The sequence below is a fragment of the Streptomyces durocortorensis genome (assembly GCF_031760065.1).
In the GTDB taxonomy this organism is placed as follows: Bacteria; Actinomycetota; Actinomycetes; order Streptomycetales; family Streptomycetaceae; genus Streptomyces.
The window spans coordinates 5136310-5148400 of record NZ_CP134500.1 but is presented as its reverse complement, the minus strand read 5'-3'; the positions used below and the strand labels follow the sequence as shown (position 1 = coordinate 5148400).

10 protein-coding genes are annotated in these 12091 nt (G+C 72.2%); 2 read left to right on the top strand and 8 right to left on the bottom strand.

Annotated features, from left to right (window positions below; genetic code table 11):
- The first annotated feature begins 41 nt into the window (after positions 1 to 41).
- Entirely contained in the window at positions 42 to 1547 is a 1506-nt protein-coding gene (locus RI138_RS22940) for an ABC1 kinase family protein (protein ID WP_311121429.1), read from the top strand.
- An 18-nt stretch (positions 1548 to 1565) separates the two neighbouring features.
- Here RI138_RS22940 and RI138_RS22935 read toward each other — a convergent pair whose 3' ends face one another.
- From RI138_RS22935 to RI138_RS22915, 5 genes are all read right to left on the bottom strand, one after another.
- Entirely contained in the window at positions 1566 to 1769 is a 204-nt protein-coding gene (locus RI138_RS22935) for a hypothetical protein (RefSeq protein WP_096631826.1), read from the bottom strand.
- 101 nt (positions 1770 to 1870) lie between these two features.
- Positions 1871 to 2230: a hypothetical protein gene (locus RI138_RS22930; protein ID WP_311121428.1), complete on the bottom strand. Its 360-nt coding sequence runs from the start codon at positions 2228 to 2230 to the stop codon at positions 1871 to 1873.
- On the bottom strand, positions 2227 to 2595 hold the full coding sequence (locus tag RI138_RS22925) for a WhiB family transcriptional regulator (protein WP_065491124.1): 369 nt from the start codon (positions 2593 to 2595) through the stop codon (positions 2227 to 2229). Before RI138_RS22925 ends, RI138_RS22930 begins: the two co-directional genes overlap by 4 nt.
- Before the next feature lie 176 nt (positions 2596 to 2771).
- Positions 2772 to 3101: a hypothetical protein gene (locus RI138_RS22920; protein ID WP_096631822.1), complete on the bottom strand. Its 330-nt coding sequence runs from the start codon at positions 3099 to 3101 to the stop codon at positions 2772 to 2774.
- 167 nt (positions 3102 to 3268) lie between these two features.
- On the bottom strand, positions 3269 to 5488 hold the full coding sequence (locus RI138_RS22915) for an ATP-dependent DNA helicase UvrD2 (RefSeq protein ID WP_311121427.1): 2220 nt from the start codon (positions 5486 to 5488) through the stop codon (positions 3269 to 3271).
- A gap of 322 nt (positions 5489 to 5810) precedes the next feature.
- Between RI138_RS22915 and RI138_RS22910 the strand changes: the two genes are divergently transcribed.
- Complete coding sequence (locus tag RI138_RS22910; protein ID WP_006127421.1) at positions 5811 to 6065, top strand: glutaredoxin domain-containing protein; 255 nt, start codon at positions 5811 to 5813, stop codon at positions 6063 to 6065.
- 67 nt (positions 6066 to 6132) lie between these two features.
- Here RI138_RS22910 and nudC read toward each other — a convergent pair whose 3' ends face one another.
- From nudC to RI138_RS22895, 3 genes are all read right to left on the bottom strand, one after another.
- Entirely contained in the window at positions 6133 to 7089 is a 957-nt protein-coding gene (gene nudC, locus RI138_RS22905) for an NAD(+) diphosphatase (protein WP_311121426.1), read from the bottom strand.
- A gap of 80 nt (positions 7090 to 7169) precedes the next feature.
- On the bottom strand, positions 7170 to 8567 hold the full coding sequence (locus RI138_RS22900) for a dipeptidase (protein ID WP_311121425.1): 1398 nt from the start codon (positions 8565 to 8567) through the stop codon (positions 7170 to 7172).
- A 10-nt stretch (positions 8568 to 8577) separates the two neighbouring features.
- The gene (locus RI138_RS22895) at positions 8578 to 12045 is read right to left on the bottom strand and encodes an ATP-dependent DNA helicase (protein WP_311121424.1); all 3468 of its coding nucleotides are present in this window, start codon (positions 12043 to 12045) and stop codon (positions 8578 to 8580) included.
- Positions 12046 to 12091 lie beyond the last annotated feature (46 nt).

Genomic DNA, 12091 nt, shown 5'->3' with positions numbered 1-12091 from the left:
GAGGCTGGAGCGGCACGGCAGTCTGGGAACTGGAGGGGCACATGTCTGATCTTCCCCGGAAGGCGGTTACGCGTACCGCCAAGCTGGCCGCGCTCCCACTCGGCTTCGCCGGCCGCGCCACGTGGGGCCTGGGCAAGCGGATCGGCGGGAAGTCCGCCGAGCTCGTCGCCCGCGAGGTCCAGCAGCGCACGGCGGACCAGTTGTTCAAGACCCTGGGAGAGCTGAAGGGCGGGGCCATGAAGCTGGGCCAGGCGCTCTCCGTCTTCGAGTCGGCGCTTCCCGAGGAGGTCGCCGGTCCCTACCGGGCCGCGCTGACCAAGCTTCAGGAGGCCGCGCCACCCCTGCCCGCCCGCACGGTCCACGGGGTCCTCGCCGAGCGGATCGGGGAGGACTGGCGGGAGTATTTCCTGGAGTTCGAGGACACTCCGGCGGCCGCCGCCTCGATCGGGCAGGTCCACCGTGCGGTGTGGCACGACGGCCGCGAGGTCGCGGTGAAGGTGCAGTATCCCGGCGCGGGCGAGGCACTGCTCTCCGATCTCGCCCAGCTGAGCCGTTTCGCCCGGCTGCTCGGCCCGCTCGTCCCGGGCATGGACATCAAGCCGCTCATCAAGGAATTGCGCGACCGCGTATCGGAGGAGCTGGACTACGAGCTGGAGGCGCAGGCGCAGCGGGAGCACGCGGCGGAGTTCGCGGATGACCCGGATGTGGTGATTCCCCAGGTGGTACACCAGTCCGATCAGGTGCTGGTGACCGAGTGGATCGACGGAATCCCGCTGTCCGAGGTCATCACGCAGGGCACCGCGGAACAGCGGGACCGGGCGGGTCAGCTGCTGGCCCGTTTCCTCTTCTCCGGCCCGGCACGCACCGGCCTGCTCCACGCCGACCCGCATCCGGGCAACTTCCGGCTGCTGCCCCAGGCGGGGGACAAGGCGAGTGGCCCGGCGGAGGACCAGGCGAGAGGCCCGGCGGGGGCGTGGCGTCTGGGGGTCCTGGACTTCGGCACGGTCGACCGGCTGCCGGGCGGGCTGCCGCGGAACATCGGCGACTCCCTGCGGCTGGCGCTGGAGGGCGAGGCCGCGGCGGTGTACGGGCTGTTGCGTGAGGAAGGGTTCGTGAAGGAGTCGATCGAGCTCGACCCGGACGCGGTCCTCGACTATCTGCTTCCGATCATCGAGCCCGCGCAGGTGGAGGAGTTCGCCTTCACCCGGGGCTGGATCCGTGAGCAGGCGGCCCGGATAGCCGATCCACGCTCCCCCGCCCACCAGTTGGGCCGTCAGCTGAACCTTCCGCCGTCGTATGTGCTGATACACCGGGTGACCCTCAGCACGATCGGAGTGCTGTGTCAGCTGGGGGCGACGGTCCGGCTGCGGGACGAGCTCGAAGCGTGGCTGCCGGGGTTCGTCGCGGAGTCCGCGCAGCCTGAGGAGGCCCTGGAGTTCGAAGCGGACTCGGAGTTCCAGCAGGACCCCGAGTCCGAGCAGGCTGCGGAGCTCACTTCGTACGCCGGCGAGAAGGGCGAGCAGGCGGGAGAGGCCGTCCAGACGTAGGACGGGGGCGGGGCGCGGTTACCACCAGAGCGAGTCGAGGCGGCTTTCGATCGCGCGGATGTGGAGGCGGGCGCAGTCCTCGCAGAAGTGGAGACGGCGTCCGTCCTCCATGGAGCAGAGCCAGGTCGGAGGGGCCGTGTCGCCGTCGGCGGCGGTCCCACAGCGGGCGCACACCACGCGTCCGTCGGCAGGCCGGTCAGGGGAATAGGTCTCCTCGTCCACCTCGTGACGATATCCCCGCGAGCGGGCGGACGCGCGGCGGCACAACGCACCACGGGGCCGTCCTGTCGGACGGCCCCGTGGTGGAGTGATCGGTCGCACGGTCAGTGCATGACCGCCATGGCCAGCGCACGGCGGGCGCGCAGGGAGGCGCGCTCCGCTCGGCGCTGCATCCGGCGGGCGGCGACCAGGCGGGCCGACTGGCGGTCCTCCTGGGCCTCTCGCAGGCGGTCGTGCATATGCGCACGCGCCAGGGCTTCTGGGATGAGTTGCATTTCGCGGGTCCTGTTCTGACGCGAGTCGTTCGCGCCGATGATGGTGACGTCGGGGGTGGCGGAGCCGACGGGCTCCTTCGTGGGGGTGATCATTGGTGCCTGATTCCGGGGGTCATGAGTCTGGGGGCGGTCGATCGTTCCGAGGCGGTTCCGGTGTGTGGGGGCGGGGACCCCACAGGTGGCGGTCACGCTGCGACCGGGTTCTTGCGCGGACGGCCACGCGGCCGCTTGCGGGCCACGACGACACCCTGGACGAACAGTTCGCCGCCCCAGACGCCCCACGGCTCGCGGCGGTCCTTCGCGCCGGCGAGGCAGGCCTCGACCAGCGGGCAGGTGCGGCAGAGGGACTTGGCGTACTCGACGTCGGCCGGCGACTCGGCGAAGAAGACCTCCGGGTCGTAGGAGCGGCAGGGGACGGGGACGCCGAGGTTCTCGATGGCGTCGTCGAGCGCGGTGAGCGTGGTGAGCGGGGTCAAGGTGGAGTCCTCCGTGGAGCCGGGCGGCGAGATCGGGGTGGAGAGCGGTACTGACGGGGCGTGCGTTTCGGTGTGCACGGTGGGTGGTGTCCTCGTCTGGTCGTGCCGGCCTGTTGGCCGGTTGGCGGCTGCTGGTACCAGGTCCTGCTTGTCCCGAGGCTCCTTCGTTCCGTCTCGTCCGTTCGGACAAAACAAAAGGGCCGCGGATCCCGAGTGGGGTTCCGCGGCCCTGAAGGCGCCGACCTGATGCTGGATCAGGCTGGATCACTCCAGGGTTCAGGCCCACGGAAGGCCCACATCGTGTGGTGCTGCTGCGTCTGCTTCTTGGCTCCGGCACCGGCTGCCGCAAAGGCATAGGCCTGAGCCTGTGCTGCCTTCGCTACTGCTGCCGCCGGTGCCTCGATCGGTCGCTCATTGCGCTCCCGCATCACGGGGAGGCTCGCCGGGGACAGCGGACGTGCGGCAGAGATGCCGGACAGACCGGTGGCGTGAAGCGAGGCAGCCGAGGAGCGGGCGAGGCCGAGCGAACAGGCGGAGACGACCGAGAGATCGGTCATTTTCTGGGTTTCGATGATGCTGATCACTTCAATCGCCTCCTCTCGGCGTCTCGGGGGGACCGGCCGGGGCCGGTCCTGCGTATTCGGATAAGTACAGCACGGAGTCAGGGCTTCAGAGAAGTCGCTGTTCCCGTGGTTAAGAACCTATGGTGACGACTGGGGCGGGCGCAAACTATTTTCTGGACGAGTTTTTCTCAGGCCTTGCCGGGGCCCTCCTCGGGCTCGTCATCAATCGCCTGACCTGCGCAGATGGCCAGAACATCGGCACCGAAGCGGTTCAGCTTCCGGGTGCCGACGCCGGGGATGACGACCAGCTCGCCCTCGGTGGACGGCGCCGCCTCGGCGATCGCCATGAGGGTCTTCTCGGTGAACACGCAGAAGTCCGGCTGGCCGAGCACGGCCGCCTGGGCGGCGCGCCAGTCGTGCAGCCGCTCGTACAGCGCCTCGTCCATGTCGGACGGGCACTCCTCGCAGCGCATCAGCTTCATCTCTCCGGCGGTGGTGAGCGTCCGGCCGCAGACCCGGCAGCGCACCGGCTTGTGCGGCTTCCGCGCCGCCGCCGCGGTCGGCCCGGCGGACGGGGCCCGCCCGGATCCCCGGTCGATCCCTCCGCCTCCCCCGGCCCCGCCCCGGGCGCCGGCCGAGCCCGAACCAGGGCGCAGCCCGTTCAGGAAGCGGGTCGGCCGTCGGCCCGCCCGGCCCCCGGGCGACCGGGACAACGCCCAGGAGAGCGAGAGGTGGACGCGGGCGCGGGTGATGCCCACATACATCAGGCGGCGCTCCTCCTCGACCTGCTCGTCGGTCTTGGCGTACGCGATCGGCATCATGCCCTCGGTCAGCCCGACCAGGAACACGGCGTCCCACTCCAGGCCCTTCGCCGAGTGCAGCGAGGCCAGGGTCACCCCCTGGACCGTCGGGGCGTGCTGGGCGGCCGCCCGCTCGTCCAGCTCGCGCACCAGATCGGTCAGGGTCGCCCCCGGCTTGGCCGCCTCGAAGTCCTCCGCGAGGCGCACCAGCGCAGCCAGCGACTCCCAGCGGTCGCGGACCGCCCCGGACCCGGCGGGCGGGCGGGTCGTCCAGCCCTTGGTGGAGAGCACGGCCCGGACCTGGGAGGCCAGGTCCTCCGCCCCGTCGAGCAGGGAGTCGTTGCGCCCGGCGCGGGCTGCGCCGCGCAGGGCGGTGCCCGCCTCCCGGACCTCCGCGCGTTCAAAGAACCGCTCGGCTCCGCGCAGCTGGTAGGGCACCCCGGCGTCCGCGAGGGCCTGTTCGTAGACCTCGGACTGGGAGTTGACCCGGTAGAGCACGGCGATCTCCCCGGCCGGGACACCCGCCGCGATCAGGTCGCGGATGCGCCGGGCGGTGGACTCCGCCTCATTGGGCTCGTCGGGATACTCCGCGTAGACCGGCTCGGGGCCCTTGTCGCGCTGCGAGACCAGCTCCAGCCGGTGGTCGGCCGCCTTGCCGTGGGCCTGGCTCAGCAGAGCGTTGGCGAGGTGGACGACCTGGGGGGTGGAGCGGTAGTCCCGGACCAGCTTGACGACGGTCGCCCCGGGGTGGCGGGTGCGGAAGTTCAGCAGATGGTCGGGGGTGGCCCCGGTGAAGGAATAGATCGTCTGGCTGGCGTCGCCGACGACGCAGAGGTTGTCCCGGTCGCCGACCCAGAGGTCGAGCAGCCGCTGCTGGAGCGGGCTCACGTCCTGGTACTCGTCCACGACGAAGTGCTGATACTGGCCGCGCACGTGGTCGGCGATGTCGTGGCGGTCCTGGAGGATGCCGACGGTGAGCAGCAGCACGTCCTCGAAGTCGATGACCGAGCGGTCGCGCTTGAGCTGTTCGTACGTGGAGTAGATCTGGGCCAGGACCGCCGGGTCGCGGGGGGCGTCCCGATGGGTCTTGGCGACCGCGGCGGGATAGTCAGCGGGGACGGTCCGGGTGACCTTGGCCCACTCGATCTCGCCGGTGACGTCCCGCAGCTCGTTGCGGTCGAGCCGGAGCTGACAGCGGGCGGCGGCCTCGGCGACCAGCTGCACCTTCCGCTCCAGCAGTCGGGGCAGCTCGCCACCGACGGCTTTCGGCCAGAAATACTGGAGCTGGCGGAGTGCGGCGGAGTGGAAGGTCCGAGCCTGGACGCCCGTCGCGCCGAGCTGGCGGAGGCGGCCGCGCATCTCTCCGGCTGCCCGGTTGGTGAACGTGACGGCGAGCACGGTGGCGGGCTGGAGGATGCCCGCACGCACCCCGTACGCGATGCGGTGGGTGATCGCGCGGGTCTTGCCCGTCCCCGCTCCGGCCAGCACGCACACCGGTCCGTGCAGGGCGAGTGCCACCTCGCGCTGCTCGGGGTCGAGCCCGTCGAGCACGGCGTCCGGGGTCTCGGGAACCTGCGGGAAGAGGGTGGAGTGCGTTGCTGCTGTCACCCCGCCATGCTGCCAGGTCGCACGGGGCGGGTGCGGCGGTTGTCCACAGGGATGCGGTATTCGTCGTACCGGTGCGCACTGGTGCGTGCCCGGGTGATCGCTGCTTGCCCGGGTGGCCCGAGTGCGCCGGGGTGTGGCGTGCCCGGGTGTGCCGGAGTGTGCCGTGCGGAGGTCCCGTGCGCCCCGGCCGGGGCGGTTGTGGGAATGGTGGCCGTGTCCCGTACGTTCCATTCCGTGCGGGAACGCGCGGGAAAGCCGCCGGACCGCAAGTGACGCTGCCGGCCGCGCAGCGGTACGGACGAGACGAAGGAGCGCCAGCGACATGGCGGGCACTGTGACGATGTACAGCACCACCTGGTGCGGCTACTGCCGTCGGCTGAAGAGCCAGATGGACCGCGAGGGCATCGCGTACAACGAGGTCAACATCGAGCACGACCCGGAATCGGCCGCTTTCGTCGAGAAGGCGAATGGCGGGAACCAGACGGTGCCGACCCTGCTGATCGTGGCCCCCTCGGGCACCGAGTCGGTCATGACGAACCCGTCGCTCGCCCAAGTGAAGCAGGCGCTCGCCGCCTGACCCTGGGCTCTTCGCGCGCCCCGCTGCCCCCGGCACCGCCGGGGGCAGCGGTATTTCCTGGGGCCGTTCAGGCCGGGTGCCGCACGCTGCCCGGCCTCGGGAGCGGCTTGCCGTACCAGAGCTCGATCAGCCGGGACGCGATCGAGATGCCGAACGGGGGCATGACCTCACCGGACTCGAAGGCCGCCGTGAGGTCCTCGCGGGAGAACCAGCGGGCCTCCTCGATCTCCTCGCCGTCGACGTTGATCTCCGAGGAGGTCGCCCGGGCCATGAAGCCCAGCATCAGGCTGGAGGGGAAGGGCCACGGCTGGCTGGCGATGTATTCGACCTCGCCGACGGTGACGCCCGCCTCCTCGTACACCTCGCGGATCACGGACTGCTCGATCGACTCCCCCGGCTCGACGAACCCGGCGAGCGTGGAGAAGCGGCCCTCCGGCCAGTGCACCTGGCGTCCCAGCAGGGCCCGGTCCTGGTCGTCGGTGACGAGCATGATGACCGCCGGGTCCGTACGCGGGTAGTGCTCGGCGCCGCAGGCCTGGCAGCGGCGGATGTGTCCGGCCGCCGCGATGACGGTGCGCTCGCCGCAGCGGGAGCAGAAGCGGTGCAGGCGCTGCCAGTTCTCCAGGGCGACCGCGTGGACCATGAGGCCCGCGTCTCGGGGGCCCAGCAGCAGGCCCGCCTCGCGGAGTCCGGCCGGGCGGGCCGACTGGTCCATGCGGCCGGGCAGCGAGTCCTTCTGGAGCGCGAAGTAGCTGACGCCCTCCTCGTCGGTGCCGAGGAAGTACCGGTGGGTCTCGGTGACCGGGGCCTCGAAGGCCGGGGTCATGACGATCTCGGTGCCCCCGTCGGGGGTGTCGTCGATCAGCACCTGCCCGCCGGAGACGACGAAGACGCGGGTCGTCGGGTGGCTCCACGCCACGGACAGCCAGGCCTCGTCGAGGCGGTGGTGTGCCGCGCGGTCGATGCCGCCCGGCGCGGTGAGGCCGATCGGGCGGTCTGCGGTGGCGTTGTCGAAGGTGCTCACAGGTGCTTCCTACTCCCCCTGGGCGGATCGGGTGTGCGGAGGTACATGGAGGTGCGGCGGGTTCAGCGGGTTCAGCAGTGTCACCGGCCGAGCGCCTCGGCCAGCTCTCCCCACAGGTACGCGGTCGTCTCCACGCCCTTCAGCAGCAGGTCCAGCTCGACCTTCTCGTTGGGGGCGTGCCAGCCGTCGGAGGGTACGGAGATGCCGAGGAAGAGTACGGGGGCGCCGAGGACGTCCCTGAGGTCGGCGGCCGGGCCCGAGCCTCCCTCGCGGGTGAAGAGGATCTTCTTGCCGAAGGCCCGGCCCATCGCGCCGGCGACCGCCTGGAGGGCGGGGTGGTCCAGCGGGGTCAGGCAGGGGCGGGTGGCGGGCTGGAAGGCGATCTTGTGGCGGAGGCCCGCCGGGATGCGGGACTCGGCCCAGGCGCGGACGGTCTGCTGTACGCGGTCGGGGTCCTGGCCGTCGACCAGCCGGAAGCTGATCTTCACCAGGGCGGAGGAGGGGATGATCGTCTTGCTGCCCGCGCCCTGGTAGCCGCCGCCGATGCCGTTGACCTCGGCGGTGGGGCGGGCCCAGACGCGCTCCAGCGTGGAGTACCCGGCCTCGCCGTGCGACGCCTGCGACTTCGCCGTACGCAGCCAGGTCGCCTCGTCGAAGGGCAGCTCGGCGAAGAGCGCCCGCTCGGTGTCGGTGAGGTCGGTGACCCCGTCGTAGAAGCCGGGGATCGCTACGCGGCCGTTCTCGTCGTGGAGAGCGGCGACCAGGCGGGCGACCTCGGTGGCAGGGTTGGGGACGGCTCCCCCGAACGATCCCGAGTGGATGTCCTGGGCGGGGCCGTACAGCTCGATCTCGCACTCCGCGAGGCCGCGCATGCCGGTGCAGACGGTCGGCGTCTCCTCGTCCCACATGCCGGTGTCGGAGACGATCACGGCGTCGGCGGCGAGGCGGTCCGCGTGCTGTTCGGCCAGCGCGCGGAAGTTCGGGGAGCCCGACTCCTCCTCGCCCTCGATCAGCAGCTTGAGGTGGACGGCCGGGGTGGTGCGGCCGGTGGCGGCGAGGTGGGCGCGGACCCCGAGGGTGTGGAAGAACACCTGGCCCTTGTCGTCGGCTGCACCGCGTCCGTACATCCGGCCGTCCCGGATCACCGGCTCGAACGGGTCGGTGTCCCAGCCGTCCTCTCGGGCGGCCGGCTGCACGTCGTGGTGGCCGTAAACCAGCACGGTCGGGGCGCCCGGGTCCTCGCTGGGCCACTCCGCGAAGACAGCGGGGGCACCGGGGGTCTCCCAGATCTCGGTGACCGGGAAGCCGGTCTCCTTGAGCTTGGCGCTCAGCCATTCGGCGCTGCGCCGTACGTCCCCGTCGTGCTCCGGCTGCGCGGATACGGACGGGATGCGCAGCCACTCCGCGAGGTCGTCGAGGAAGCCTGCGCGGTGCTGTTCGGTGTACGTACGGACGGCGCTGTCCGGGGTCTCGCTCATGCTCTTGAGCCTATCCGCCCTCGGGGGCCGGCTCGTCCAGCAGGATCCGCTCCAGCTCGGCCCGGCCCGGCAGCCCTTGCGGGTGGACGGTCTCCCCGCTGCGTACGTAGAGGAAGGTGGCGGTGACGGCGGTGAGCGGCAGGTCGTGCAGCTCGGCCCAGGCCAGTCGGTAGACGGCGAGCTGGAGGGGGTCGGCGGTGCGGTGGCGGGTGGTCTTCCAGTCGACGATCTCGTACGTGTCACCCGTGCGGTAGACGGCGTCGATCCGGCCCCGGATCACCCGGCCCGCGAGGGTGATCTGGAACGGGGTCTCCACCCGGTACGGCGTGCGCCGGGCGTACGCGGTGCGCTCGAACGCCTCCTTCAGCTCGGCGAGGTCCCGCTCGTCGGCGATGTCCGCGTCGCTCTCGTCGCCCCCGGGCAGTTCGTCGGGGCCGAGCATGGGCAGCGGGAGCTCCTCGTACCGGGACTCCACCCAGGCGTGGAAGCGGGTGCCCCGGCGGGCGGCGGGCTGCGGCGGCCGGGGCATGGGCCGGGCCAGCTCCTTGGCGAAGGCGTCGGGGTCCTCGGCCAGGAGCAGCAGCTGGGTGGCGGAGAGCGAGGCGGGGACGAGGACCTCGCGCACGGTGGCGCGGGCCCGGCGCAGCTCCCCGGCCAGGGCGTCCAGGTCCCGGTCCCAGGAGGCGAGGGTGCGGGCTTCCTCCGGGGTGAGCGCTGCCGTGGCGCCGGGCTCCGGGGCGTGGCGGGCGGCGGGGATGAGCGGTGCGGGCTCCCGTACGGACTCCGGGGCCGGGGCGCCGGGGGGACGTTCGGTGGGGAGCTCGTCCCAGTCCCAGTCCTCGTGGCCCTCGTCGATCGGCGCCTCGTCGTGGTCAGCCTCGTACGCCGTTACGTCGTCGGGGCCGGTGCCGTACGCCGGTGGCTGCTGATCCCCGTGGACGGCCAGGCCCTCCAGGTGGGCCAGGACCGTGTCCCGGGCGGCGCGACGGCGGGTAAGGGCGTCGGCGTCGAGCGGGAGCGGCCAGGCCAGGTCGGTTTCGGGTGCCGCGAGGGCCGGGTTCTCCTCGTCCTCGGCGGGCTCGTCCGCCCAGGCCTCGATCTCGCCGTGGCCCGCCGCGCAGTGCTCGTACAGCGCCTCCAGGAAGGCGGACGGGCCGCGCGTCCTCTTCTGGGACGGGCCCCACCAGTGGCCGGAGCCGAGGAGCAGGGAGCGGGGGCGGGTGAAGGTGACGTAGCCGAGGCGCAGCTCCTCCGTGTGCTGGTGCTCCTTCATCTCCTCCTTGAACGTCTTCATGCTCCTGGCGTCGAGCCCGTCGAAGGCGTCCAGGGCCGGGAGGGTCGCCGCGTCGCCGCGCAGGGCGTGCGGGAGCACCTTGGCCTGGGCGGTCCAGGCCTCCCGGGACTGGCCGCTGGGGAACTGGCCGGTGACCAGTCCGGGCACGGCGACCACGTCCCACTCCAGGCCCTTGGACTTGTGCGCGGTGAGGACCTTGACGGTGTTCTCGCCGCCGGGCAGCGCGTTGTCGAGGCCCTTCTCGTACTGCGCGGCGGTCCGCAGGAAGCCGAGGAAGGCGAGCAGGGACGCCTCACCGTCCAGGGAGGCGAACCGGGCCGCTATGTCCAGAAAGTTGGCGAGGGTCTCGCGGCGGCGGGAGGCCAGCGCCTGTGGGGAGGCGGACAGCTCGACGTCCAGCCCTGTGGTGGCCAGGACGCGGTGCAGGACGTCCATCAGGGGGTCCGCGAGCGAGCGGCGCAGGTCGCGCAGCTCCCGGGCCAGGCGGGCGAAGCGCACCCGGGCCTCCGCCGAGAACGGCAGCCCGTCGTCCGCCGCGTCCCCCGCGATCAGGAAGGTGTCCAGGGCGTCGGCGAGCGATATCACCTCGGCCGGGTCGGTGCCCTCCACGGCCTCCGCGAGCCGCCGGTCCGGGTCGGCGCCGTCGTCCGCGCCGCCCGCCCGGTGCACGAGGAGGCGGGCTCGGCGGCCCAGGAGGGCGAGGTCCCGGGGGCCGATGCGCCAGCGCGGTCCGGTGAGGAGGCGGACCAGGGAGGCGTTGGCCCCCGGGTCCTGGAGAACCTCGCAGACGGCGACCAGGTCGGCCACCTCGGGCAGATGCAGCAGCCCGGCGAGGCCGACGACCTCGACCGGGATGTCCCGGGCGACCAGGGCGGCCTGGATCTGGGGGAAGTCCCCCGCGGTGCGGCACAGGACGGCGATCTCGCCCGGTGGGGTACCGGTGCGCACGAGATGGGCGAGGGAGTCCGCGAGCCAGTCGATCTCTTCCGTGTGGGTGTTCAGCAGGGCGCAGCGGACCAGTCCGTCGCGCTCGGCGCCCGGGGCGGGGCGCAGCGCCTCGACGCCCTCGTGCATCGCGCGCAGCGGCTCCGCGAGGCCGTTGGCGAGCTGGAGGAGGCGGCCGCCGCTGCGGCGGTTCTCGCTGAGGCTGTAGCGGGTGGCGGGGGTGCCGTCGGCGTGCGGGAAGTGCTCGGGGAAGTCGTCGAGGTTGGCGACGGAGGCGCCGCGCCAGCCGTAGATCGCCTGGCAGGGGTCGCCCACGGCGGTGACCGCGTGACCGGTGGGTGGGTGACCGGCCGCCCCCGGCCCCGTACCGCCGCCGAACAACGCCGAGAGCAGCAGGCGCTGGGCCACCGACGTGTCCTGATACTCGTCGAGCAGCACGACCCGGAACTCGTCCCGCAGGATCTCCCCCACCTCGGGGCGGGTCAGGGCCAGCTCGGCGGAGAGGGCGATCTGGTCGCCGAAGTCGATGAGGTCCCGGCTGCGCTTGGCGGAGCGGTAGCGCTCGGTGAGGGCGAGGAGCGAGCGGCGGGCCTCTGCGGTCTCGGGGATCTTGCGCAGGTCGGCGTTGCTGAGCTTCGCGTTCTCCAGGGTGCGCAGCAGCTCGGTGTCGTACGTGTCCAGCGCCCGAGGGCGTACGAGGTGTTCGGACAGCTCCGCGTCGAGCGCCAGGAGATCGCTGACGAGGGTGGGGAAGGACCGGGTGAGCGCCGGATACGGGCCCGGCGCCTCGCGCAGCACCTTCGCCGCCAGCTGATAGCGGGTGGCGTCGGCGAGGAGACGGGTGGCGGGCTCCAGGCCGATGCGCAGTCCGTGCTCGGTGAGGAGGCGGCCCGCGAACGCGTGGTACGTGGAGATCGTGGGCTCGCCCGGGGGGTTGTCCGGGTCGATGACGTCGGGGTCGGTGACCCCGGCGGCGATGAGCGCCCTGCGGACGCGCTCGGCCAGCTCGCCCGCCGCCTTGTTGGTGAAGGTGAGGCCGAGGACCTGCTCGGGCGCGACCTGGCCGGTGCCGACCAGCCAGACCACGCGGGCGGCCATCACCGTGGTCTTCCCCGACCCGGCTCCGGCCACGATCACCTGCGGGGCGGGCGGCGCGGTGATGCAGGCCGTCTGCTCCGGGGTGAAGGGAATCCCAAGGAGCTCCTTGAGCTGCTCGGGATCGGTGATGCGTGAGGACACGTGGGAAACGGTAACCGGAGCCACTGACAACCCGGGCCGATGCCCA

What these genes read in the sequence shown, in the direction of transcription:
- RI138_RS22900 (WP_311121425.1), bottom strand. Translation starts at nt 8,567, where the DNA reads ATGAGCGAGACCCCGGACAGCGCCGTCCGTACGTACACCGAACAGCAC.
- RI138_RS22910 (WP_006127421.1), top strand. Translation starts at nt 5,811, where the DNA reads ATGGCGGGCACTGTGACGATGTACAGCACCACCTGGTGCGGCTACTGC.
- RI138_RS22940 (WP_311121429.1), top strand. Translation starts at nt 42, where the DNA reads ATGTCTGATCTTCCCCGGAAGGCGGTTACGCGTACCGCCAAGCTGGCC.